Origin of the sequence: Achromobacter aloeverae (assembly GCF_004121055.1) — a bacterium.
Lineage (GTDB): Bacteria > Pseudomonadota > Gammaproteobacteria > Burkholderiales > Burkholderiaceae_B > Bordetella_C > Bordetella_C aloeverae.
Window position 1 is genome coordinate 285,069 of the sequence record NZ_PYAL01000004.1, and the last position, 23,211, is coordinate 308,279.

20 protein-coding genes are annotated in these 23,211 nt (G+C 66.1%); 5 read left to right on the forward strand and 15 right to left on the reverse strand.

All coding sequences use genetic code 11. The features are described 5' to 3' along the window. Positions 1-65 precede the first annotated feature (65 nt). Positions 66-3,206, reverse strand: a complete 3,141-nt coding sequence (locus tag C7R54_RS15285) for an ATP-binding protein (protein WP_129151302.1) — start codon at positions 3,204-3,206, stop codon at positions 66-68. Between the two features lie 5 nt (positions 3,207-3,211). Continuing rightward, entirely contained in the window at positions 3,212-3,847 is a 636-nt protein-coding gene (locus C7R54_RS15290) for a response regulator transcription factor (protein WP_240039540.1), read from the reverse strand. A gap of 673 nt (positions 3,848-4,520) precedes the next feature. On the opposite strand from C7R54_RS15290, the gene C7R54_RS15295 reads away from it, so the two are divergent. Both C7R54_RS15295 and C7R54_RS15300 read left to right on the forward strand, forming a co-directional pair. Beyond that, a complete protein-coding gene (locus tag C7R54_RS15295; protein WP_129151304.1) occupies positions 4,521-4,778 on the forward strand; it encodes a hypothetical protein in 258 nt (85 codons plus the stop codon). A 172-nt stretch (positions 4,779-4,950) separates the two neighbouring features. Then, on the forward strand, positions 4,951-5,970 hold the full coding sequence (locus C7R54_RS15300) for an AraC family transcriptional regulator (protein ID WP_129151305.1): 1,020 nt from the start codon (positions 4,951-4,953) through the stop codon (positions 5,968-5,970). Positions 5,971-6,007: 37 nt separating this feature from the next. Here C7R54_RS15300 and C7R54_RS15305 read toward each other — a convergent pair whose 3' ends face one another. The 7 genes from C7R54_RS15305 to cyoA all read right to left on the reverse strand — a co-directional run bounded on the left by C7R54_RS15305 (position 6,008) and on the right by cyoA (position 13,113). Next, positions 6,008-6,568, reverse strand: coding sequence for a response regulator transcription factor (locus tag C7R54_RS15305; protein WP_129151306.1), 561 nt, complete (start codon positions 6,566-6,568; stop codon positions 6,008-6,010). After that, positions 6,558-7,925 carry an ATP-binding protein gene (locus C7R54_RS15310; protein WP_129151572.1) on the reverse strand — a complete coding sequence of 456 codons (1,368 nt, stop codon included), beginning with the start codon at positions 7,923-7,925 and terminating at the stop codon, positions 6,558-6,560. Before C7R54_RS15310 ends, C7R54_RS15305 begins: the two co-directional genes overlap by 11 nt. Positions 7,926-8,041: 116 nt before the next feature. After that, positions 8,042-8,914 carry an SURF1 family protein gene (locus tag C7R54_RS15315; protein ID WP_129151307.1) on the reverse strand — a complete coding sequence of 291 codons (873 nt, stop codon included), beginning with the start codon at positions 8,912-8,914 and terminating at the stop codon, positions 8,042-8,044. A 60-nt stretch (positions 8,915-8,974) separates the two neighbouring features. Then, on the reverse strand, positions 8,975-9,388 hold the full coding sequence (cyoD, locus tag C7R54_RS15320) for a cytochrome o ubiquinol oxidase subunit IV (RefSeq protein ID WP_129151308.1): 414 nt from the start codon (positions 9,386-9,388) through the stop codon (positions 8,975-8,977). Then, a complete protein-coding gene (gene cyoC, locus C7R54_RS15325; RefSeq protein ID WP_129151309.1) occupies positions 9,385-10,020 on the reverse strand; it encodes a cytochrome o ubiquinol oxidase subunit III in 636 nt (211 codons plus the stop codon). The genes cyoD and cyoC overlap by 4 nt, the downstream gene beginning before the upstream one ends. Beyond that, a complete protein-coding gene (gene cyoB / locus C7R54_RS15330; RefSeq protein WP_129151310.1) occupies positions 10,013-12,016 on the reverse strand; it encodes a cytochrome o ubiquinol oxidase subunit I in 2,004 nt (667 codons plus the stop codon). The genes cyoC and cyoB overlap by 8 nt, the downstream gene beginning before the upstream one ends. A gap of 53 nt (positions 12,017-12,069) precedes the next feature. Beyond that, a complete protein-coding gene (cyoA, locus tag C7R54_RS15335) occupies positions 12,070-13,113 on the reverse strand; it encodes a ubiquinol oxidase subunit II (RefSeq protein ID WP_129151311.1) in 1,044 nt (347 codons plus the stop codon). 232 nt (positions 13,114-13,345) lie between these two features. Between cyoA and C7R54_RS15340 the strand changes: the two genes are divergently transcribed. After that, positions 13,346-14,626 carry an MFS transporter gene (locus C7R54_RS15340; protein ID WP_240039564.1) on the forward strand — a complete coding sequence of 427 codons (1,281 nt, stop codon included), beginning with the start codon at positions 13,346-13,348 and terminating at the stop codon, positions 14,624-14,626. 169 nt (positions 14,627-14,795) lie between these two features. On the opposite strand, the gene C7R54_RS15345 is transcribed toward C7R54_RS15340, so the two are convergent. Continuing rightward, positions 14,796-15,995: an MFS transporter gene (locus C7R54_RS15345; protein WP_129151312.1), complete on the reverse strand. Its 1,200-nt coding sequence runs from the start codon at positions 15,993-15,995 to the stop codon at positions 14,796-14,798. 167 nt (positions 15,996-16,162) lie between these two features. Here C7R54_RS15345 and C7R54_RS15350 point away from each other — a divergent pair, with 167 nt between their 5' ends. Then, positions 16,163-16,558 carry an ArsR/SmtB family transcription factor gene (locus tag C7R54_RS15350; protein ID WP_129151313.1) on the forward strand — a complete coding sequence of 132 codons (396 nt, stop codon included), beginning with the start codon at positions 16,163-16,165 and terminating at the stop codon, positions 16,556-16,558. 28 nt (positions 16,559-16,586) lie between these two features. On the opposite strand, the gene C7R54_RS15355 is transcribed toward C7R54_RS15350, so the two are convergent. The 4 genes from C7R54_RS15355 to C7R54_RS15370 all read right to left on the reverse strand — a co-directional run bounded on the left by C7R54_RS15355 (position 16,587) and on the right by C7R54_RS15370 (position 21,282). Then, entirely contained in the window at positions 16,587-16,808 is a 222-nt protein-coding gene (locus C7R54_RS15355; protein ID WP_129151314.1) for a hypothetical protein, read from the reverse strand. A gap of 116 nt (positions 16,809-16,924) precedes the next feature. Beyond that, the gene (locus tag C7R54_RS15360) at positions 16,925-18,484 is read right to left on the reverse strand and encodes an efflux transporter outer membrane subunit (protein WP_129151574.1); all 1,560 of its coding nucleotides are present in this window, start codon (positions 18,482-18,484) and stop codon (positions 16,925-16,927) included. A gap of 16 nt (positions 18,485-18,500) precedes the next feature. Continuing rightward, positions 18,501-20,102 carry an MDR family MFS transporter gene (locus C7R54_RS15365; RefSeq protein ID WP_129151315.1) on the reverse strand — a complete coding sequence of 534 codons (1,602 nt, stop codon included), beginning with the start codon at positions 20,100-20,102 and terminating at the stop codon, positions 18,501-18,503. Then, positions 20,095-21,282, reverse strand: coding sequence for an HlyD family secretion protein (locus tag C7R54_RS15370; protein ID WP_129151316.1), 1,188 nt, complete (start codon positions 21,280-21,282; stop codon positions 20,095-20,097). The genes C7R54_RS15365 and C7R54_RS15370 overlap by 8 nt, the downstream gene beginning before the upstream one ends. Positions 21,283-21,405: 123 nt before the next feature. Between C7R54_RS15370 and C7R54_RS15375 the strand changes: the two genes are divergently transcribed. Next, a complete protein-coding gene (locus C7R54_RS15375) occupies positions 21,406-22,128 on the forward strand; it encodes a CerR family C-terminal domain-containing protein (protein ID WP_129151317.1) in 723 nt (240 codons plus the stop codon). Between the two features lie 18 nt (positions 22,129-22,146). On the opposite strand, the gene C7R54_RS15380 is transcribed toward C7R54_RS15375, so the two are convergent. Further along, entirely contained in the window at positions 22,147-23,157 is a 1,011-nt protein-coding gene (locus C7R54_RS15380) for a zinc-dependent alcohol dehydrogenase family protein (RefSeq protein WP_129151318.1), read from the reverse strand. Between the last annotated feature and the right edge of the window lie 54 nt (positions 23,158-23,211).

A 23,211-nucleotide genomic window follows, 5' to 3' on the forward strand; every position in this document is an offset into this window, starting at 1 on the left:
GGGCATCCCATTACCGCATGGCCGCGCGAACGGCCATTGTGGCAGAGTTTGCCTGGGCAAATGTGTCAGATTGCTTGCGCGCCGGCCTCCAGCGGTTCGCTCGCGGGGGCGGACGCCGGCTCCGTCCGCAGCCAGGCCTCCACCGACGCCAGCAGCGCCAGCTGCCGCCGCCGCACCTCATCGAGCACGTCGGGGGCGCACGGGGCGCCGCCGGCCTCGGCGAGTTTACGTTGGGCCTGCGTGCAGGCAGCCATCAAGGGCTTGGCGTCTATCATGCGGGCAACGCCCAGCACGGCGTGCACCGCGCTGTCCATGATGACCACGTCACCGCTTTCAGCCGCCGAGCACAGCGCCCGCTCATCGGTGTGCCCGGAACGCAGCAGTTCCTCGAACATGGCCCGGTTGCTCGACGCATTGCCGCCGCACAGGTGGTCGATGGCAAGCGGATCGAACAGCAGGCCGTCACGCCACGGCGCCTGCAACGCCCGCGAGCGAGGAATGTGGCTGCGCAAATAGCGCCGCAGGCTTTCCAGGCCCAGCGGCTTGAAGAGGCAGGCGTCCATGCCGGACGCCCGGCAGCGCTGCACTTCTTCCTGCCGCGCGTTGGCCGTGTAGGCGAAGATGACGCAGCGCGGCCCGTCCGGGGCTTCCGCGGCCCGGATGCGCCGCGCCAGTGCGTGCCCGTCGCCCTGAGCCATATTGCAGTCCGTCATGACCAGGTCGTAGGCGCCGGGGCGCCACGCGCGCCAGGCCTCGTCGCCGCTGTTGGCCTGCACCACGCGATGTCCCAGGTGTTCCATCTGCTTGCGCAGCAATAGCCGATTGGGGGCATTGTCGTCGACGATGAGCACGTGCAGCGTTGCCGCGTGGTCGGGCTCGGCGGGGAGGGCGGCATCGTCGTGCTCCGGCGGGTCCTCGCGCATCGCTTCGAAGCGGAAGCCGACTTCCGTCCCCAACCCTGGCGTGCTGCGCAGGCGGATCTCGCCACCCATCAACTCAACCAGCCTGCGCGCGATGCACAATCCCATGCCGGTGCCGCCCAAGGTGCGCGCCCCTTCCCGCGTTTGCGTGAATGGCTGGAAAAGCAGGCGCTGGTCTTTCTCGCCGATACCCATGCCGGTGTCGATGACCAGGACATCGACCAGGCAGCGTTGCGCCGAGACCAGGCGGGTGGCCAGCCGCACCTCGACCTGGCCGGTGGCGGTGAACTTGACCGCGTTGCTGACCAGGTTGGAGAGAATCTGCTTGAAGCGCGTCGGATCGATCGATACGTGATCGGGCTGTCCCGGCTGGATGGCCAGCTTCAGCGCGATGCCCTTGTTGCGGGCGACGCAGTCGAACATTTGCTGCACGGATTCGGCCAACTGGGTCAGGCTGACGCGCTCGGGCAGCAGCTCCAGGCGGTCCGATTCGATTTTCTCGATATCGAGAATATTGCCCACGATGGCCAGCAAGGCCTGGGTGGAGGTATACGCCACCGTGACATAGTCCTGCATCGCCTGTTCGTCGTCGCCCTTGAGCGCCAGCTCCAGCATGCCGGAAATGGCGTTCATGGGCGTGCGGATCTCGTGGCTGGCGGTGACCAGGAACTCGGTCTTGGCGCGATTGGCCGATTCCGCGAGTTCCTTGGCGGCCTGTAGTTCGTTGAGCAGGCGCACGCGGTCGGAGACGTCTATCCAACCACCGATAATGCCGGCGATGCCGCCCGCGGAGTCGTTATACGGCAATACCCAGTGATGGATGCGCCGTCTCGATCCGCGCAGCAGTCCCTCGCGGTCCGCGAAAATGGCGCGGCCTTCCCGCAAGGCTTCGTCGTAGATGGCCTGGTAGCGCTGCTGGTCCTCGGACGTCATGAACTCGATGCCCGCCTCCGCCAGCGTCTTGTTCATGACCTGTTCGCGCGACACGGAGAATTCGTCCAGGTAGCGCTGGTTGCAGGCGACCAGGCGGCTTTGCGTATCGCGCACATAAATGGCGTAGGGCGTGCCGTTGATCAGCACGCGCATGAATTCGAGCTGGTCGTTCAGGGCCCGTTCGGCGCGCTTGCGCTTGCGTATCTGCCGGCGCAGGTAGCCGTTCCACGCCACCAGCAACAGGCCCAGGAGGGTGGCCGTGCCCAGCAGGCGATGCAATTGCTGGCGATGCGCGCCGGGCGGGGTGATCAGCGCCTCCTGCATTGCGCGCCAGCGATGGATCAGGGTCGCCGTTGCCTTCGGGTCGAGGCTGGCCAGCGCCTTCTCGACGATACCCCGCAGCAGCGGCTGGGCGCGGGCCACGGCCAGGCCCAGCCGGCTGGGCTCGCCCGGCAAGTGGCCGCCGATGCGCAAGCGACCCGCATAGCCATGCGCCAACGCGTACTTGGCGCGCAACTCCATCAGCACCGCGGCATCTGCCCACCCATTGACCACCGCGTCCAGCGCGGCCTGGTCGCTGTCCATGCGTACCAGCATGATTTCCGGGTAATGCTCTGCCACCCAGGCTTCGCTGCTGCTGCCCGCCGTGACGGCAAGGTGCTTGTCGGCCAGGCTGTGCGCGGGAACATCGGTATTGGGATGTTCCTGGCGCACCAGCAGGACATTGCCGTTGGTCACCAGCGGTCCGACGGTCTCGTAGGCCGGGTCGTCGTACGTGGCAAGGTCGACAGGGGCGAGCATGTCGAACGCTTGCGCCGGGCGGTGGGCGGGCGCGTTGCGGGCGCTGTCGACCCGCGTGGCCTCGATGCGCAGGCCGCTGCGCTGCGCGATCGCGGCCAGGAACTCGTGGACCAGGCCGGGGTCTTCATCCAGGCTGTTGCCGTCGGGAAGCGACGCGGCGGGTTCCGCCAACGCCACCGTGATCGACGGATGGGTCTCGATCCATTGCTTCTCCTCGGCGGTGAGGACCAGCGACGGGGCGCTCGCGTCCAAGGCCTGCAAGGTCCAGCATTGAAGCGCGTCGGCGTCGCGGTCCGGCGTGAAGATGCGGGCGGCCGCGTCATACAGGTCCGCGAACAGGTCGTGGCCGGCCGCCGGCCGTTCCGCCGCGCTGGCCGGGCTCGCGGGCCTGGCCGAGGACGCCATGGCGCAGCGGGCATGGTCGATGATGACCTGGGAAGCGCGCGCGGGCGGCTCGGCGGCGGTGGCGTGGCCCGCGGCTTGCAGCAGGAGCGCCAAGGCCGGGACCCGCGCCAGGACCCGCGGTAGCCAGCGGCGGCGACGCGGCGGCATCGGTTTCAGACCAGTCCGTTGCGGCGCGCCATGTCCGTCAATTCCAGCAGGGACGTGACGTTCAGCTTTTCCAGCAGACGGGTCTTGTAGGTACTGACGGTTTTCTCGCTGAGCATGAGCGTGGCGGCGATGGTCTTGTTCAGCGCGCCGCGCGCAAGGTGTTGCAGGACGACGAGTTCGCGGTCCGACAGCAGGCGGATCAGCGCATCCTCGCCGCCCGACCCATCCGGCGTCGGGCGCAACGCCACGCTGGGGAAGTAGGTGTTCCCCTGCATGACGGCCTTGGCCGCGCCGATCAGTTCGGTCAGCTCCTTGCCCTTGTAGACGAAGCCCACCGCGCCCGCATGCAGGCATCGGGCGGCGAGGTGTTCGGGATTCTGGGCGCTGAGGACCACGATGCGCGGACCCCGGTTTTCATCGCCGCCGCGCAAGCGCGAGATCACCATCAAGCCGTCCATCTTGGGAATGCCGATGTCGAGCACGATAAGGTCCGGTTGATGCTGACGGGCCGCGCTCAAGGCGTCGACCCCGGAGCCGGCTTCGGCGACGACCTTCCAGCCGTTCTGTTCGAAAAGGGTCTTGACGGCGAACCGGATCATGGGATGGTCGTCGACGATCAAGACGCTGCCTGCGTTTTGCACGGTCATTCCAGTATGAGAGAAATCGGAAAAATCGCGGGGCAGTATACGGAGCCTGGTTGGCGCCGGGCATGAGACGAAACCCATCCGGGTTGCAGAACGGATACTTATTGCGACTGCTTGAAAGGCGGCCGGTGTCCAAGCGTATCAGGCCTGTCCTGGCTGTTTTGCGACTTTGGGGGTACGCCCGGCCCACCCGGGCGGGGCCCTTTCGGCTGCCGCGCCATGGCGGCCGCGGCAGGGCCGTTGGCATCGCACAGGCGAAAAAAATGGCCACGGATACCCTCCGTGGCCCAAGCACGTGTGTATCGCCCGAGGAAACGTGAACGCATCCCCCGCTATGGACGACCCTGTGACCGTAGCACCAGTCGTGTGCAACCATGATGATGCCAGTGTCAAAATGTATCGGGCGCGGCGACCCGGTGGCTCCCCATCCTCATGAAAATGCCCACCCTGTCGGCAGAAAACAATATCCCGCTGACAGGCAACCGTAGGGACCCGGTTAAGAATTTGAAACGTCAATGTTGTTTTATATCGGTTTTTTTCGCTCCTTCAAGTTTCATTAGAACCGCAGGCAAAAGCCGCCCAACAACTGGGCGAGCACTAGTGCCAGGACCCCGCGAGTCATGCTATAGAGTGGCTGAGCACATAGGCGGGGGGAGCGATGGAGCTATACGTGGCGGTCGCCGATGGTTATCGGTTGGCCCTGGATATAGAGCGCGGCGACAATGGCGAGTACGCTTGGTTGATCTATATCGCAATGTCGCGGGAGACGGGCAAGGGCACGCTGGTCGATCGCGGCGCGCATTACGCGGCCGCGAGCGCCGCCGCGGCGGCCGGGATGCGCGCGTTGGAGCGGATTACCGACGAGCAGCGCATTACCGTCCTGCGGCCCGCGCCGGTCGCGGCCAAGGCGCGACTGGGGCCGGTATGAGCGGGGCGCGCTTGCCGCCTTCCGAATGAGGTCGCGGTGCGACTTCAGGACTGCCCGATCCTGTTGAATTCTTGCCCGATTCTCCAGAACGCGCCGTGGCCGGCCCTGGCGGAGATGTCTCGGCGCCCTGGAGGCGATATAGTCTTCAGGCTTGCCTTATCCGGGAATATCCATGGGATCCAACGACCTGCCTGATGCCGCCGTGTCGCCGTTCGACCAAGAGGCGCCGGGGCGCCTGCGCGACGATGCCGCGCGTCGCGAACTGGCGGCAGTGCTGGCCCGCCGCACCGGCGCATGCGTCGAAGGAGTGACGCTCACCGCGATTCCCGGGCTGCATTTGTACCGCCTGATGTGCGACTGCGGTCCCATGCACAGCATCCAGAACCCCATTCTTTCGGTCATCGCACAGGGCGGCAAGCGCTTGCTGGTGGGCGAGGATGTCTTTGAGTACGATCCCTTCCGTTATATGGTGTCTTCGGTCGACTTGCCCGTGGTCGCCGAGGTGCGCCCGGCCAGCGACGCGGAACCCTACCTGAGCCTGCGCCTGGACCTGGACGTGGAAGAGATCGGCGCGCTGATCCGCGACGACCATCTGCCGCCGCCCGGACCGGCGGAGGCGCCGCGCGGCGTGCATGTGCATCCGCTGGGCGGGTCCATGCTGGACGCGGTGCTGCGGCTGGCGCGTCTGCTCGACACGCCGGCCGACATTCCCATCGTGGCGCCGCTGATCAAGCGCGAGATCCTCTATCGCCTGCTCGTCAATGGCCAGGGGCTGGCCTTGCGCCAGACGGCGCTGCAGGACAGCCACACGCAGCGCATCGCGCGTTCCATCCACCAGATGCGCACCTGCTACGACCAGCCGCTGCGGGTGGACCACATGGCGCGCGACGCGCACATGAGCGTGTCGTCCTTCCATCATCACTTCAAGTCGGTGACGGCGATGAGCCCGCTGCAATTCCAGAAGCAGTTGCGCTTGCAGGAAGCGCGCCGGCTGATCTTCATGGGCGATGGCGACGTGGCGGTGGTGGCGCGGCAGGTGGGTTATGAAAGCCCCTCGCAATTCAGCCGGGAATACAGCCGTCTTTTCGGCACCGCGCCCATGCGCGATAAGCGGCGGTGGTTGAGCGAGTCCGCGCGGGTCGCCGCCGGCCATGCCGGCCACCCTGGGCAGGCCGCCGCCACACGCGACTGATCGCTACGCGATCACTTCACCCACGATCACTACGCGATCACTTCACCCGCTGTTTTTCCAGCTTGCGGGCCAGCGTGCGGCGATGCATGCCCAGCCGGCGCGCCGTTTCGGAGATATTGAACCCGGTCTCGGCCAGCATCTCGTGGATGCGCTCCCATTCCAGCGTCTTGATGGAGGTGGGCCGCTCGGTGACGCTAACGCCGGTGTCGCCTTCGGCGCGTTCGAAGGCCAGCTCGATGTCGTCCGTATTCGAGGGCTTGGCCAGGTAGTGGCAGGCGCCCAGCTTGATCGCTTCCACGGCGGTGGCGATGCTGGCGTAGCCCGTCAGCACCACGATGGTCATTTCAGCATCGTGCGCATGCAGGGCCTGCACGCAAGCCAGGCCGGTGGCTTCGCCCTTGAGCTTGAGGTCGACGACGGCATAGCCCGGCGCATGTTCCCCCAGCAGCTGCTGGACCTGCTCCAGGCCGGTCGCGTGCAGGACCGTGTAGCCGCGGCGCTCGAAGGACCGGCCCAGCGTGCGCGCGAACGCTTCGTCGTCCTCGACGATCAACAGCAGGCGGTCCGCGCCCGGTTGCGCCAACGGCTCAGCTTGCATCGGCCTCTTCCTTTTGTTCGTCTTCGTCTTCGCCTTCGTCCTCGTCCTCGTCCAGCGTCAGGGCCGCCAGCGGGAGCGTCAAGGTTACCATCGCGCCGCCCTGCGGCAGGTTCCTGGCCGATACCCGGCCGCCCAGCGTGCGCGCCACGTTGACGACCAGGAACAGGCCCAGGCCGCCGCCGGGACGGCCCTTGCTGGATTGATAGGGCTTGCCCAGCTGCGCCAGCATGGCCGGCGGAAAGCCGGGCCCCTGGTCGGTAATGACCAGGTTGAGGTCCGCCCCGGCACGGCTGGCGCGCAGGCCCACCCAGGCGGGGGAGGCTTCCAGCGCATTGTCCAGCACGTTGCAGATCATCTGCTTGAGCGCGGAGTCGGAAATGATGCGCAGGTCCTGGCCGAAGTCGTTGTGGTAATCCAGCGTGGCGCCGGGCCGGGTGCCCCGCCATTCGGCGATGAGATCGTCCAGGAATGTGCGCACGGTGGTTTCGACGGGCGCTTCGCCACGCGCTTCGCCGGCTGACAGCAGGATGCCGCTGACGATGGACTTGCAGCGCAGCACCTGGGTCTGCATTTCGCTGATTTCCTGGGTCAGTTCCGGATCGTCGGCGAAGGCCGGCATGCGGCGCCAGTCACCCAGGATTACCGCCAGGGTCGCCAGCGGCGTGCCCAGCTCATGCGCGGCGCCCGACGCCAGCAGGCCCATGCGCACGATGTGCTCTTCTTCCGCGGCGCGCTGGCGCAGGTCGGCCAGGTGGGCGTCGCGCGCGCGCAAGTTGTGGCTGATGCGGCTGACGAAGACCACCAGCAGCACCGCGTTGATGGCGAAGCAGATCAGCATGCCCTGGATATACAGGCTGGCCACGCCGTTGGCGTGGTCCAGCGGCAGGGGCAGGGGGCGGGCCGCCAGCGCCAGGCCGCCGATGCAGCAGAGCGCCACGGCCACCAGCGTCCATGTGCTCCAGGACTTGAGCAGCATCGCGCCCAGCGTGACCTGCAACAGGTACAGGAAGACGAACGGGTTGGTGGCCCCGCCGCTCAGGTACAGCTGGGCCGTCAGCATGCCGACGTCGACCAGCATGGACACGAACAGTTCGCCGTTGGTGACCTCGGGATAGACGCGCAGGCGCAGCACGCTGACGGCATTGAAGGCCACCAGGCAGCCCAGCACGGCCAGCATGTAGTTCAACGGCAGGCGGACGTCGAAACCAAGATAGACGACATAGATGGTGACCAGTTGCCCCAGCGCCGCGATCCAGCGCAGCTGGACCAACTGCTGCATGTTCTTGTGACCGGTGCTGTCGAAGCGCCGTCGGGGGGGCTCATCGGCCGGCGCGATGGCCGGCGTCCCGGGGGACACGTCGTCGTCGCCCTGGTCGTCCAGGGGCGCGACGGTGGCGAGGCTTGCGTCGGGGGAAGGACCTGCTGCGGGCATCTTCGCAATCTCCATGCGCGCGAAGTGTATCCCGTCCGCGCTCAGCGTTCCAACCCGCCGGCCGTGTCCGCGGACACGCCGCGCCGGCGTTCGTCGCGTATCACGTAGACCGCCGCCACGAGGACCATCAGCGCCAGGCCGTACCAGGTGATGGCATAGACCAGATGGCTGTTGGGGAACTGGATGACGGTCAGGCCGCCCACGGGCGTGATCGGGCCCAGGGCCGACGAGGGGGCCGACGTGGGGCCGGTTGCGGAGCCAGGCGTGGAGCCAGCCGTGGAGCCAAATTCGCGGCCAACATCGGCGTCGACGAAATAAGGCGCCACCTGGTCGGCCGGCAGGCCGCGCGCGGCGGCGATGGCGGCCACGTCGCGCGAGAACCAGCGATCGGCGGCGGGATCGTTCTTGCGCAGGAACCCGCCGCCGACTTCACTGATGCGCAGCAGGCCGATGACGGGCGCGGCAAGGGGCGCGGCGCGCGGGGCCTGGCGCTGGTCGGCCGGGATATAGCCGCGGTTGACCAGCACGATGCCGCCATGGGCCAGCCGCAGCGGCGTCAGTACCCAGTAGCCGCTGCCCAGGCCGGTGACGGCCTGGACCAGGGTGTCCTTGCCCTCCATCCAGGCGCCGTCCAGCCGCACGCGGCGATATTCGTCGTGGTCGGCGGTGACGTGGGGCCAGTCGACCGGGCCGGGGGCGGGCGTGGGAGCGGCATGGACACGCTCGTCGACCCGCGCGATCAGGTCCAGCTTCCAGGCGCGTCGATGGACTTGCCAGGTGCCGAGGGCGCAGAAGAGGGAGAAGAGCAGCAGGCCGATGAGGGCCAGGCAGGTCAGGCGCGTGGCGCTGCGATGCGGACGCGGCGCGGATGCCGGAGAGGAGGGGGAAGGGGAGGGGGGGAGGGGTAAGGCCACGTTGCGAAAAGCGGGCTGTCGTCCCGCCGGCGGGGCCGGCGGGACTGCGTCACGACCTTGTCAGGACGTCTGCATGTCGTGCATGTTCATGTGCGGCATCATGTTGACGTTCATGTGGTACATGACCCACAGCGAACCGGCCAGGGTGATGACCACCAGGACCAGCGTGAACATCAGCGCCAGCATGTTCCAGCCGCCTTCCGACTTCGCGTTCATGTGCAGGAAGTAGACCATGTGCACGACGATCTGGATCGCGCCCAGGCCAAGCAGGATCAAGGCGGTGGTGCTGGAGCTTTCGAACACCTTGCCCATCACCAGCCAGAACGGGATCACGGTCAGGATGACGGCCAGGATGAAGCCGGTCATGTAGCCGCCGAAGGTGCTGTGGGCGGCGCCGTCGTCGTGGTCGTCGTGGCCGTGGTGGCCATGGTCATGGCCGTGGTGGTCGTGTGCGGTAGCGGAATGGTTGCTCATGGCAGCACTCCCATCAGGTAGACAAAGGTGAAGACGCCGATCCAGACCACGTCCAGGAAGTGCCAGAACATCGACAGGCACATCAGGCGGCGGCGGTTTTCCGGAATCAGGCCATGCTTGCCGACCTGGATCATCAGCGTGATCAGCCAGACGATGCCGAAGGTCACGTGCAGGCCGTGCGTGGCCACCAGCGTGAAGAACGACGACAGGAAGGCGCTGCGCTGCGGGCCGTTGCCTTCATGGATCAGGTGCAGGAACTCATACAGCTCCAGGCCGATGAAGATGGCGCCCAGGATGCCGGTGATCAGCAGCCAGGCTTGCACGGCGCCGACGCGCTGCTTGCGCATCTCGATCATGGCGAAGCCATAGGTGATCGAGGACAGCAGCAGCATCGACGTGTTGACGGCCACCAGCGGCAGGTCGAACAGCTCCGCGCCGGTCGGGCCGCCGGCGTAGCTGCGGCCCAGCACGCCGTAGCAGGCGAACAGGCAGGCGAAGATGAGGCAGTCGCTCATCAGGTAGACCCAGAAGCCCAGCAAGGTGCCGTTCTGCGGGTGGTGGTCTTCCTTGAGGAAGAAGTTCAGCTCGTCCGACGTGGCGCCGGGCTGCTGGATGGCGTGTGAATTAGACATGTTTGGCGAGCAGGCGAGTACGTTCAGCTTCGACTTGGGCCACTTCCTCGGCGGGAATGTAGTAGTCGCGCTTGTAGTTGAAGGTGTGGATGATCGCGCCGATGACGAGGGCGGCGAAGGACACCACGGCCAGGAGCCACATATGCCAGATCATGGCGAAGCCGAACACGGTGCTCAGGCCGGCCAGGATGATGCCGGCGCCGGTGTTGGCGGGCATGTGGATCGGCAGGAACCCGGTCAGCGGACGCTTGGCGCCCCGCTGCTTCATTTGCCACCAGGCATCGCCCTCATGGATTTGCGGGGTGAAGGCGAAGTTGTAGTTGGGCGGGGGCGACGAGGTCGACCATTCCAGCGTGCGGCCGTGCCAGGGATCGCCCGTCTCGTCGCGCAGCTTGTCGCGGTTGCGGAAGCTGACGAACAGTTGGACCAGGAAGCTGCCGATGCCCAGGGCGATCAGCGCGGCGCCGAACGCGGCGACCTGGAACCAGATCTGCAGCGAGGGGTCGTCGAAGTGATTCAGGCGGCGGGTTACGCCCATCAGGCCCAGCACATACAGGGGCATGAAGGCGAAGTAGAAGCCGACGAACCAGAACCAGAACGAGCACTTGCCCCAGAACGGGTCCAGCTTGAAGCCGAAGGCCTTGGGGAACCAGTAGGTGATGCCGGCCATCATGCCGAACAGCACGCCGCCGATGATCACGTTATGGAAGTGGGCGATCAGGAACAGGCTGTTGTGCAGCACGAAGTCGGCCGGGGGCACGGCCAGCAGCACGCCGGTCATCCCGCCGATCACGAAGGTGATCATGAAGCCTATGGTCCACAGCATCGGCACGTCGAAGCGGATGCGGCCGCGGTACATCGTGAACAACCAGTTGAAGATCTTCGCCCCTGTCGGGATGGAGATGATCATGGTTGTGATGCCGAAGAAGGAGTTGACGCTGGCGCCGGAACCCATCGTGAAGAAGTGGTGCAGCCAGACCAGGTAGGACAGCACGGTGATCACGACCGTGGCGTACACCATGGAGGTGTAGCCGAAAAGCCGCTTGCCGCTGTAGGTCGACACGACTTCCGAGAAGATGCCGAAGGCCGGCAGGATCAGGATGTACACCTCGGGGTGGCCCCAGATCCAGATCAGGTTCACGTACATCATCGGGTTGCCGCCGAGATCGTTCGTGAAGAAGTTGGTGCCCACGTAGCGGTCCAGCGACAGCAGGGCCAGCACGGCGGTCAGCACCGGGAAGGCCGCGACGATCAGGACGTTGGTGCACAGCGAGGTCCAGGTGAAGACAGGCATCTTCATCAGGGACATGCCCGGGGCGCGCATCTTGACGATGGTCACCATCAGGTTGATCCCGGACAGCAATGTCCCGACCCCCGCCACCTGCAATGCCCAGATGTAGTAGTCGACCCCCACGTCCGGACTGGCCTGGATGCCCGACAGCGGCGGCATGGCCAGCCAGCCGGTGCGCGCATATTCGCCGACGAACAGCGAAATCATGGTCAGCACGGCGCCGCCGGTGGTCATCCAGAAGCTGAAGTTGTTCAGGAAGGGGAAGGCCACGTCGCGGGCGCCGATCTGCAGCGGCACGACGTAGTTCATCAGGCCCGTCACCAGCGGCATGGCCACGAAGAAGATCATGATCACGCCGTGGGCGGTGAAGATCTGGTCGTAGTGGTGCGGTGGCAGGTAGCCGGCGTTGTCGCCGAAGGCCATGGCCTGCTGCATGCGCATCATGATGGCGTCGCCGAAGCCGCGCAGCAGCATGACGATGGCCAGGACGATGTACATGATCCCGATTTTCTTGTGGTCGATGCTGGTGAACCATTCACGCCACAGATAGCCCCAGACCTTGAAGTAGGTGAGGGCGGCGAGCAGCGCCAGGCCACCCAGCGCGACAACGGCGAACGTTCCGATCAGGATGGGTTCGTGATAGGGGATCGCGTCGAGCGAAAGTCGACCGAATAACAGTTTGGTTATATCTAGATGATCAGGCATCGTTGTTCCCATAGCGGCGGGCCGCTAGGCGAAAAATATGTCGGACGGCCGGGTTACAGCACTTTGTTTTCGAGCACGCCGGCGCCGGTGGGGTTGCTGGCGGTGCAAATGCTGCCCAGGTATCCACGAACGGACGTGTCGTTGTTGGCGACGCTGTAACGTCCTTGCAGGCCGGTGTTGGCGCGCTGGTCCATGGCCATCTGGTCCTTCAGGCACGTCTTGCCGCTTTCCACGCAACGGTTCAGGATGGCGTCGTAGAGGTCGGCCGCCACCGTGGCATAGCGTTGCACAGGCACGCGTTCCGTGGGCTTGTCCAGCTCGATGTAGGTGGGGCGGTCCAGCGTGTTGCCGCCGTCGCGCGCTTGCTGCACCCACTTGTCGAAGTCGCCGGCGGGCATGCCGTAGAACTTGAAGCGCATGCCGGAGAAGCCGGCGCCGCTGAAGTTGGCCGACATGCCGTCATACGTGCCCGCCTTGTTGATCACGGCGTGCAGCTGCGTTTCCATGCCCGGCATCGTGTAGATCATGCCTGCCAGCGCGGGAACGAAGAATGCGTTCATCACGGTCGTCGAGGTCAGCTTGAACTGGATCGGCCGATCGACCGGCGCGGCCAGTTCGTTGACCGTCGCGATGCCTTGCTCCGGGTAGATGAACAGCCACTTCCAGTCCATCGAGACCACCTCGACCACCAGCGGCTTGACGTTGGTGGGCAGTTCGCGGCCCTCCGACAGGCGGTCCAGCGGACGGTAGGGGTCCAGGCGGTGGGTGCTCACCCAGGTGATCGCGCCGAGGGCGATGATGATGATCAGCGGGGCTGACCAGACCATCAGTTCGATGCGGGTGGAGTGGTTCCACTCCGGGTCGTAATCGGGGTTGTTGGCGGCCGCGCGGTAACGATACGCAAATACCAACGTAAGGATTATTACCGGGATGATGATCACCAACATCAGAATCGTGGATATGATGATCAGGTCGCGCTGCTGTACCGCTATGTCCCCGGACGGAGACAGCAGGACGGCATTACAGCCGCCTAATAGCAGGGTGGCAGCCAGGAGGGGGAGCAGGAGTAATCCGCGTGGGGGCTTGTATGGAGGCATTGCGGTGAGACGAGACAAGGGCGCAAAGTATGGAAAATAACGCAGAATGTACGCTCATTGACGCGGTGCGAAAAGTGGACATTTTGTCCAATTGCATTGCGTGGCAGAGGGAGCGGTCCCTTCAAGGGCCGCGGAAGTGTAGCCCGAATCGGGAGGCAGCATGATGTCGACAGATACGCTGAACTACAACGAAACCAGCCAATCCGAGTTCCAGCGGGACGCCCAGGCGGACATGGGCGGCTACCAAGGACACTCCAAGGTCGCCCCGGGCGAAATCGCCATTGGAGTGATCATCGGGCGGGCCTCGGAATATTTTGACTTTTTCGTGTACGGGATCGCCTCGGTCCTGGTCTTTCCCCAGGTATTTTTCCCGTTCTTGCCGCCATTGGACGGCATGTTGATGGCTTTTGTTCTGTTTTCCTTCGCATTTATCGCCCGGCCCTTCGGCACGTCGATCTTCATGGCGATCCAGCGGCGGTGGGGGCGCAGCGTCAAGCTGACGGCGGCCCTGTTCCTGCTGGGCACCGCGACGGCGGGGATTGCATTTGTCCCTAATTACAATTCATTGGGGACACATGCCATCGTCCTGCTGGCCATCTTCCGGGTGGTGCAAGGGGTGGCGACCGGGGGGGCGTGGGACGGCCTGCCGTCGCTGCTGGCCTTGAATGCCCCCGAGGACAAGCGGGGCTGGTACTCGATGATCGGCCAACTGGGCGCGCCCATCGGGTTCCTGCTGGCCGGCGGCCTCTTCCTTTACCTGCGCAGCACCCTGAACGCGGACGACTTCCTCGACTGGGGCTGGCGGTATCCGTTCTATGTTGCCTTCGCCATCAACGTGGTGGCGCTGTTCGCCCGTCTGCGCCTGGTGGTGACCGACGAATATACGCGCCTGCTGGAAGAAGGGGAACTGAAGCCGGTGGGCACGCTGGTCATGTTCAAGGGCCAGGGCTACAACATCTTCCTGGGCGCATTCGCCAGCCTGGCCAGCTACGCCTTGTTCCACTTGGTGACCATTTTCCCGCTGTCCTGGCTGTCCTTGCAGTCGACCCAGTCCGTCAATTCCATCCTGACGGCGGAGATCTTCGGGGGCTTCCTGGGCATCGTCGGTACGATTCTTTCCGGTTGGCTGGCCGATAAGTTGGGGCGGCGCAACACGCTGGGCACGCTGGCCTGCCTGATCGGCATTTTCGCCCTGTGCACGCCCTGGCTGCTGGAAGGCGGACCCGGCGGGCAGGATGCATTCATCATCATCGGCTTTTTCCTGCTGGGCTTGTCCTACGGCCAGGCGGCCGGGACGGTGACGGCCAACTTCACGCGCCAGTTCCGCTATACCGGCGCGGCGTTGACGTCGGACTTCGCCTGGCTGGTGGGAGCCGCCTTCGCGCCGCTGGTGGCGCTGAGCCTGTCTTCCCATTTCGGGGTGGTGGCGGTCAGCGGCTACCTGCTGTCGGGGGTGGTGTGCACCCTGATAGCCTTGCGTATCAACCGGGCCCTGGAAACGCGGGCCGACTGATGGCGCCGGTGCAAGCTATCACCACGATAGGGATGGCAATATAGGACGCGAGTAATCAAGACGAGTAATTAAGACCAGTAATTAAGACCCGTAATTAAGACCAGTAATTAAGACCAGTAATTAAGACCAGTAATGCAACAGCCCCGGCTTCGTCCGGGGCTGTTGCATTTCAGCGTTGGCGTACCGCCCAGGCGCCGCCGCCAAGTGCGATGAGTGCCAGCGCCAGCGCGAACAGCGTCGCGCCGGTCGCCAATCCGACGGCGTCGATCAGGTAGCCGGCGGCCACCGGCAGCAGGCCTGCCGGGATGTAGCCGCCTATGTTCAGTACGGCGTTCGCCTGCGCCCTGTGGCTGTCGGATACATGCAAGCCTATCAAGGTCAGGCCGCCCAGTTGTCCCAGACCCTGTCCCGCGCCTGCCAGCAGCGCGGCCGCGACCAGCGCAGGTACCTGGGTGGCCTGGACCGCGGCTGCCAGGCTCAGCATGGCCAGCACCGTAGCGGCCGTGCCGGCGGCAAAGATGCGGGCCACCGGCCATTGCCGCACGACAAACTGGACGCCAACGGCGGTGAAGAACATGGTGCAGGCCACGGCGCCCGCCAGGAGAGGGCTGCGCACCCCCAGCAGGCGGGCCAGCAGCGACGGTCCCAGCGCCAGGACGAAGGAGGTGGCGGTGATGCCCGGGCCGAAAGTGGCGATGCCGGACAGCACCTGACGCCGGTTCGCCGTCGGCACGCCCGGCAGGCGCAGTCGCAGGGGAGCATCGTCCGGGCGGGCGCGATCCGGCAAACGGCGGGCCACGAGCAGGGCAGTCAGCAGGACCAGGGCTTCGATGGCGAAGATGGGCAGGGTCGGTTGCCCAAGCGTTTGCGCCAGTCCGCCTGCCAGCAGGGGACCTAGGCCGGCACCCAGCACCATGGCGACAGACGCCAGCAATGCCGCGCTGCGCCTGTGGCCGATGCCGGCGTCGACCACCGCCGCCATGCCCGCCGAGACAGTCACGCCTACGGCGATGCCGGCCAGCAAGCGGCCGATCGCGAGCATGCCGATCGAGGTCGCCGTGGCGAACAGCCCGCATGCCGCGAGCGCGGCGAGCAATCCCGGGACCAGTACCGGCTTGCGGCCGTAGTGATCGGACAACTGCCCGGCCACCAGCAGCGTGCCCAGCAGGCCGGCAATGTAAAGCGCGAAGATGACGGTCAGCATCCCAGACGAAAACCCCATCTGCTCCTGCCAATGCACGTACAGCGGGGTTGGGGAATTCGACAACATGAAAACCGCGGTGACCATCCATGCGGCGGCCCATGCCCGGGCGGGGGCAGTAGGCGCGCCCGCGGGCTGGGCGCCGCAAGACGTGGGGGAGGATGACATGGCTAAGCTCCTGTACGAGTTTTTTCGAACTAAGGTTGGGGGAACTATATCTCAGTTCGAAAAAACTCGTACAGGTGTTATAGTCGCCAGACCAACTGGACCGACTGGACCGACTGGACCGACTGGACCGGCTGGACCGGCTGGTACAGCAAACGGGTTCTGCAACCATGACGACGAAACTCACCGATATCCCGGACGACGCGCCGGCCGGCCTTCCTCCGCCGCTGGCGGAGCCGGACGTCGCCGCCTTGCGGCTGGAAACCGTCTTTGGCGCGCTCGCCGACCCGCTGCGCCTGACCATCGTGCACAAGTTGATGCGCGAATCGGACGCCTACGATCATCCTTGCGGCTGGTTTGGGTTTGACCGGCCCAAGTCGTCCTTGACCCATCATTTCAAGGCCTTGCGCGAGGCCGGGGTGATACGCCAGCGGCAATACGGGCTGGAAAGGCGCAGTCGCTTGCGCCGGGAGGATCTGGAAGCCCGTTTTCCGGGGCTATTGTCCTTGGTGGACGGCTGGCGGCCGCTCAGGGAAAAAACGGCGGCTGGCGACCCCGGGCTGTGACTGGAGCCCGTTCAAGACTGAAGCATGTTCAATATAGGGAAACGGGATCGAACGCCGGCTTGACGGCGCCCAGGCGCGAGAACAGGCCAGCATTGTCGCTGCCGGCGCGGGCGCTCAAGGCCACGCCCGGCGGGGGATCCAGCCGGGTGGCGCGTGCACAGAGCCAGCCGGCCATGACGACGGCCAGCACGGCCACGCCGTGATACAGGACGATTTGATACCGAAACCGGGCCTTGGACCAGCGATGCATACCGTCTCCCTTTCCCCGGCGTTCGCCGGGAGTGCTGCGCGGTGCTGCCTTGCTGCATATGTCTCGGGTCCGCCCTCATGGTGGCGGACTCCACGTTTTCTGTGAAACGCCCTTATTTAACCCGAGTCGCGGCCATTCGTCATCGGGGGCTGCCCGGAGGCGTCCCCGGCTTTCTGGTCCCCTTCTTTCTGGTTCCCTTCCTTCCAGCCCAGGCCCAGGCTCTTTTGCAGGGACACGAAGTCGTCCAGCAACTCCGCCTGCCCCGCCACTACGTCCTGCTGCGCCGCGAATTCACTGCGCTGCGTGTCCAGCAGGTCGATCAGGGTGGTCGTGCCGGCGCGATAGCGCTGGCGGGTCAGGTCGGCGGCGCGCTGGGCCGACACCTGGACCTGGCGCAGCCGGTCCAGGTGTTCGCGCTGGTGGCCGTAGCGCGACAGCGCGCCATTGGCGTCCTGCAACGCTTGCAGCACCGCGTGGGCATATTTGGCCTCGGCTTCGTCCCGGGCCGCCTCGGCAGCGTGGATCGCGCTGCGGGTACGGCCAAAATCGAGGACATTCCATTGCAGATAGGGCACGCCGACCCAGCTGAAGTTGCTTCTGCGCAACAGATGGCTGGGTGTGTCGGCGCTGAATCCCAGGGTGCCGAACAGCGAAACCTTGGGGAAAAGATCGGCCGTGTGCTCGCCGATCTGGGCGTAGGTGGATGCCAGCCGGCGTTCCGCGGCGCGGATGTCGGGCCGGCGCCGCAGCATGGCGGCGGGGTCGCCCACGTCGACGGTGGCGGGCAGGACGGGCAGCGCGCCGACCGGCGCCAGCGCGTGGTCCAGTTCGCCGGGCTCTCGTCCGGTAAGCACCGCCAGGCGGTCTAGCGATTCGGTGATCTGTTCATCCAGCGGCACCAGCGTGGCGCGGGTGGTCTGCACCTGGGTGGTAAGGCGTTCGACATCCACATCGGCGGCGGTGCCGGCGGCGCGGCGCTGCAAGGTCAGGTCCAGCATGCGTTGCTGCAGGTCCGCCGACGCTTGGGCGAGCCGCAGGCGTTGTTGTTGGTCGCGCAGGCCGATGTAGGCCTGCGCCACTTCCGCCGCCAGCGATACCTGGGTGTCGGCAAGGTCCGCATCGACCGCTTCGGCCTCGGCGGACGCGGCTTCGACGGCGCGGCGCTTGCCGCCGAACAGGTCCAGCTCCCACGACGCGTCGAAGTCGGCCGTGTACAGCGTCATGGGACCGCCGGAAGTAAAGCTGCTGTCGGGCGTATTCGTGCGCAGCATGGCGGCCGTCGCGGAACTGGTCGGCATCTGGTTGGCCTGCTGCTGGCGCAATTGCGCGCGCGATTGGCGCAGGCGCGCTTGCGCCGCATGCACGTCGGGGTTGTGCGCGAGGGCCGCGTCGACCAGGGCGTCCAATTGCGCGTCGCCCAGCGTGCGCCACCACTGCGCCGCCGAGGCGCCGGGCCCCGTGCGGACGGCGGCGCCCGCGTCAGGCTGGCGCACGAAGGCTTGCGCCTTTTCGGCCTTGGGCGCGGCGTCGGGCGCGCCGCGATAGTCGGGGCCGACCGCGCAGCCGGCCAGCAGCAGCGTGGCGAGCAGCGTAAGAGGCAAGGAATGGTGCGACGGCCTGGACAGGCGCGCGCGGGCATTGCCGGGCGAGGACGGGGCGTGGCGGAAAGACTTCATGATGTTCATTGCGGGATCAATGTCCGGCGGACGGCACCGGGCCGCGTGGGGTTTTCAGCAGCAAGGCCAGGGGGACGCAGGCCAACAAGGCCAGGGCGAGCAGGTAGAAGGCATCGGAATACGTCATCACCGCCGCCTGCTGCTGGATCTGCGCGGCCAGTTGCCCCAGCGCGCGCATCTTCGAATACGCCATGTCGCCCGTCCGCGCGAACCAGTTGGCGGCCATGGCGGCGATATGGTCCTGACCGGCAAGGGAGTTGGCCGTCAGCGATTCGCGGATGACGTCGGTGTGATACGTATTGCGGCGGTCGATGACGATGCCGATCAGTGCCAGGCCCACCGAACCGCCCAGGTTGCGCGCCATGTTGTACAGGCCGGCGGCGTCGCCGGATTCCTCGCGCGTGACCGCCGCCATCGACGCCTGGTTCAAGGGCATCATGCACAGCATCTGGCCGATGCCGCGCAGGAACTGCGACCCATAGAAATCGTGGCCCACCGCCTGGGCGGTGAGGTCGATGTCCAGCAGGCAACTGCCGGTGAACAGCAGCAGGCCCAGGATGACCAGCACGCGGAAGTCGGCCCTGCCCAGCAGGCGCGGCAGCAGCGGCATCATCAGGAAGGCCGGCACGCCGGAGACCAGCATGACGGCGCCGGACTGCTGGGCGTTGTAGCCGGCGATCAGGCTGAGGAATTGCGGCACCAGGTAGGACACGCCATACAGTCCCGCGCCGACGGCGAAGACGATAAGGATGACGCTGGCGTAGCGGGGATTGCGCAGCAGGCCCAGGCGCACGATGGGCTTGCGCGCGGTGAACTGCGCCACGCCCAGCACGATGAAGCCGGCGAGGGACATGAGGCTCAGCGTGATGATCATGGTCGAGTCGAACCACCGTTCGCGCTGGCCTTCCTCCAGCACCACCGTCAGCGAACTCAGCGCGACCGACAGTCCGGCGATGCCCAGCCAGTCGGCCTTGATGAATTCTCCCCAGTGGGCTTTTTCCGAGGGCAGCCCCAGCAGCAGCAGGGCGACCAGGCCGATGCAGACCGGAAGATTGACGAAGAAGCACCAGCTCCAGCTGATGTTCTCCGCCAGCCATCCGCCCGCCACCGGCCCGAGCAGCGGACCCAGCAGCACGATGAGGCCGAACATGGTCATGCCCACGGGCATCTGCTCGCGCGGCAGCCGCGTCCGGATAATGGTCTGCGCGGTGGGAATCATGGCGCCGCCGACGAAACCCTGGCCGATGCGGCCGATGATCATTTGCGTCAGCGAGCCGGACAGGCCGCACATGGCGGAAAACATGGCGAACAGCACGGCGTTGCCGAGCAGGAAGTTACGCAGGCCAAAGACGCGCGTAAGCCAGGCAGCCAACGGGATCATGACGATCTCGGACAGCAGGTAGCCGGTGGAAATCCACGTGCCTTCCGTGCCGGTGGCGCCGATCGAGCCCTGGATCTGCGGCAGCGCGGAGTTGGTGATGGAGATGTCCAGCGTCGCCATCAACGCGCCGAGCGCGCCGCCGGCGACAGCGATCCAGTCGGCCGCGGTGGCCCGCGCCGCCGGCGGGGCAGGCTGGGGCTGGGGCGTGGGGGCGGCCAGCGTGGCGGCGTCAGCCATGATTGGAGGCCGCCGGCGCCGTGGCGCGGTTTTCCTCGCGCACCTTCTGCTCGTCGTCGCGCGCGCCGCGCGTGTCGACTTCCGCCGTCACCGACAGGCCCGGCAGCAGCAGGCTGCGCGTGGCCGGTCCCGTGTCGATGCGGATGCGCACCGGCACGCGCTGGACGATCTTGGTGAAATTGCCGGTCGCGTTTTCCGGCGGCAGCAAGGCGAACTGGGATCCGGTGCCGGGCGCGAAACTGTCGACCACGCCATGCAAGTCGGTGCCGGGCAAGGCGTCCACATGCAGGGTGACCGGCTGGTTGACGCGCATGCGTCCTATCTGGGTTTCCTTGAAATTGGCGACCAGGTAGACGTTTTGCACCGGAACCACCGTCATGGCGCGCGTGCCGGGTTGCACATACTGGCCGACGCGCACGCTGCGGTCGCCGATGCGGCCCGGCTGGGAGGCCCGCACCACGGTGTCCTGCAAATCCAGGGCGGCCTGGCGGGCGCTGGCCCGCGCGGCGTCGGCCTGGGCGCGGGCCTGGTCGATCTCCGCGGCGGTGACGGCCAGCTGCGCCTGGGCGGCGGCCACCGCGGCGGTGTTGGCGGCCAGGGTGGCCTGCGCCTGGTCGCGCGTGTTCACCAGGTTGGCCAGGCGTTCGCTGGTTTCCGCGCCGCTGGCCGCCAGGGGGCGGTAACGGCGCACTTCGTCTTCGGCGTGCTGCGCATTCAGGCGGGCCACGCGTTGCTGGGCCTGGGCCTGTTCGAGGCTGGCCTGTTGCTGCCGCAGCGCGGCCTGGGCGCGAGCCAGGTCGGCTTCGCGCGCGGCGATGGTGGCCTTGGCCTGGTCCAGGGTGGCGCGGTAGGTTCCGTCATCCAGACGCAACAGCGGATCGCCGACTTTCACCGTTTGGTTGTCGGCGACGTAGACTTCGGCAACATAGCCGCTGATCTTGGGAGCGACCGTCATGGCGTCCGCCTGAAGATAGGCGTCGTCGGTGCTTTCGAAGTAGCGGCCAACCAGCCACCAGTGGCCTAGCCAAGCGGCGCCGGCCAGGACGGCCAGGCCGGCGCCGGCCAAGAGCGCCAGTCGCCGGCGCGAGGCGGGGCGCGGCCGCGAGGCGGCGGGCGGGGGAGGAGCCAGGGGAGGCGCTAGCGGAGGCGCGCCGGGTAGGGTGTCTGTGGTGGTCGACATGGTGAGGGAAGCCGGGGGGGAGGCGGTGAAAACTTAGCAAGTGGAAGATTTTTGTCGATCGGAACAAATTTATCAAGTGTTATATTTTGTCCATCTAATTTGTTACGCTGCGGGAGAAAGAAAATGATCGATGCCAAGCGGCCCCGGCGCCCGGCGGCGGGGGGGTATGCCCGAGGAGACGAAACGCGCCTGCGCATCATCGATGCGGCGATCGAACGCTTCGGCGAGGCGGGTTTCGATGGCGCTTCGACGCGCGATATCGCGCAGCGCGCCGGCGTGAATGCCCCCGCCTTGCAGTATTACTTCGAGAACAAGGAAGGCCTGTACCGGGCGTGTGCGGAGCACATCGCCGACGAGACGCTGGCTTTTTTCGAGCCGGTGGTGGTGAATGCGCGCCAGGTGCTGGCGGAAAACGGCGACGCGGAACGCCTGATCGATGCCTTCATCCGCATCCAGGAAACGATCGCCGACAAGATGTTTACGCTCCGGCGGGATCCGGATCCCCGCATGTTCTTCGCCCGCGAGCAGGCGGGACACGAGCCGGGCATCGCGTCGGAGGTGTTGCAGTGCCGCTTGCGCAAGCCGCTGAACGACCTCTGCGCCGAGCTGCTGGCGCGGCTGACCGGATGCGAGTCCCACGATCCGCGCAACCTGGTGCGCATGATGAGCCTGAATGGCCAGTTGCTCGTGTTTCACATCGCGCGCCGTAGCACGCTGACCTTGTTCGGCTGGAATGACATCGATGCCGAAAAGGCCGAACTGATCAAGTCCACCGTGCGTGCCCAGACGCGCCAGTTGCTGGAAACGTGGAATCGGGAGGCCCGAAAAAACGGCGGGGTGGCGTGACACCCCGCGGCGACACCATCAGAAACGCACGACCACCTTGCCGAAGGCGCCGCGTTCGAGGTGCCTGAAGGCGGCCGGCACGTCGTCGGCGCCGTATTCGGCGGCGATGACGGGTTGCAGGGAATTGACGTCGACGGCGCGGACCATGCTCTCCAGCGCGCGCCGGTGCCCGACGGCGATACCCTTGATCGTGACGCGCGTGCCGATCGCGACATAGGCCGACCCGGCGAACTCGCTACCTGCCAGCACGCCGATCACGCTGATATGCGCGCCTTGCGCCGAGGCCTTCATCGAACGGCCAAGATTGGCGCCCCCCACGGTTTCCAGCACATGATCGGCGCCGCGTCCGCCTGTCAGTTCGCGTACTTGCGTGATCCAGTCGTCGTGGCGCGAGAGGGCATGGCTGGCGCCCATGGCCAGGACCTGGGTGCGCTTATGCTCGGCGCTCGACACGACGATGGCGCGCGCGCCATGCATGCGCGCGAATTGCAGGCCGAACAAGGAAACGCCGCCCGTGCCATGTATCAGGACGGTCTGGCCGGCATGCAGGTGGCCTTCCTCGACCAGCGCGGACCACGCCGTGAGTGCCGCGCACGGCAAGGTGCTGGCCTGCGCGGCGTCCAGCGTCGCCGGCGCGGCGGATGCCCATTGCGCATCCAGCACGACATGGGAGGCGAGCGCGCCCGGGCCGGGGCCGCCCATCGGCAGCACGTCCACGGGCCTCATGCCGTCGATCCAGCCGCCCTGGAAAGTGTTGATGACACGGTCGCCAGGCGTCCAGCGGTTCACGCCGGGACCGACCGCGCTGACCGTGCCCGCCAGGTCGGAGGCCGGCACGAACGGCAGGGGCGCGCTCCAGCCATAGTCCTTGTCATTGCCTGTCAACAGGAGATCGCGATAGTTCAACGATACGGCTTCGACGCGGACCACGATCTGCCCGGGGCCCGGCTGGGGAACGGGGACCTGGACGCGTTGCAGGTTTTGATGGCCGTATTTGGAGATTTGCCAACGGAACGACGTATCGGTCATGGGAATGCCTTGCGAGTCGAGTGGGGATGGATCATGCTACTGAATCCAATTACT

What these genes read in the sequence shown, in the direction of transcription:
- C7R54_RS15285 (WP_129151302.1), bottom strand. Translation starts at nt 3,206, where the DNA reads ATGCCGCCGCGTCGCCGCCGCTGGCTACCGCGGGTCCTGGCGCGGGTC.
- C7R54_RS15300 (WP_129151305.1), top strand. Translation starts at nt 4,951, where the DNA reads ATGGGATCCAACGACCTGCCTGATGCCGCCGTGTCGCCGTTCGACCAA.
- C7R54_RS15305 (WP_129151306.1), bottom strand. Translation starts at nt 6,568, where the DNA reads ATGCAAGCTGAGCCGTTGGCGCAACCGGGCGCGGACCGCCTGCTGTTG.
- cyoD (WP_129151308.1), bottom strand. Translation starts at nt 9,388, where the DNA reads ATGAGCAACCATTCCGCTACCGCACACGACCACCACGGCCATGACCAT.
- cyoC (WP_129151309.1), bottom strand. Translation starts at nt 10,020, where the DNA reads ATGTCTAATTCACACGCCATCCAGCAGCCCGGCGCCACGTCGGACGAG.
- cyoB (WP_129151310.1), bottom strand. Translation starts at nt 12,016, where the DNA reads ATGCCTGATCATCTAGATATAACCAAACTGTTATTCGGTCGACTTTCG.
- cyoA (WP_129151311.1), bottom strand. Translation starts at nt 13,113, where the DNA reads ATGCCTCCATACAAGCCCCCACGCGGATTACTCCTGCTCCCCCTCCTG.
- C7R54_RS15340 (WP_240039564.1), top strand. Translation starts at nt 13,346, where the DNA reads ATGGGCGGCTACCAAGGACACTCCAAGGTCGCCCCGGGCGAAATCGCC.
- C7R54_RS15345 (WP_129151312.1), bottom strand. Translation starts at nt 15,995, where the DNA reads ATGTCATCCTCCCCCACGTCTTGCGGCGCCCAGCCCGCGGGCGCGCCT.
- C7R54_RS15350 (WP_129151313.1), top strand. Translation starts at nt 16,163, where the DNA reads ATGACGACGAAACTCACCGATATCCCGGACGACGCGCCGGCCGGCCTT.
- C7R54_RS15355 (WP_129151314.1), bottom strand. Translation starts at nt 16,808, where the DNA reads ATGCATCGCTGGTCCAAGGCCCGGTTTCGGTATCAAATCGTCCTGTAT.
- C7R54_RS15360 (WP_129151574.1), bottom strand. Translation starts at nt 18,484, where the DNA reads ATGAAGTCTTTCCGCCACGCCCCGTCCTCGCCCGGCAATGCCCGCGCG.
- C7R54_RS15365 (WP_129151315.1), bottom strand. Translation starts at nt 20,102, where the DNA reads ATGGCTGACGCCGCCACGCTGGCCGCCCCCACGCCCCAGCCCCAGCCT.
- C7R54_RS15370 (WP_129151316.1), bottom strand. Translation starts at nt 21,282, where the DNA reads ATGTCGACCACCACAGACACCCTACCCGGCGCGCCTCCGCTAGCGCCT.
- C7R54_RS15375 (WP_129151317.1), top strand. Translation starts at nt 21,406, where the DNA reads ATGATCGATGCCAAGCGGCCCCGGCGCCCGGCGGCGGGGGGGTATGCC.
- C7R54_RS15380 (WP_129151318.1), bottom strand. Translation starts at nt 23,157, where the DNA reads ATGACCGATACGTCGTTCCGTTGGCAAATCTCCAAATACGGCCATCAA.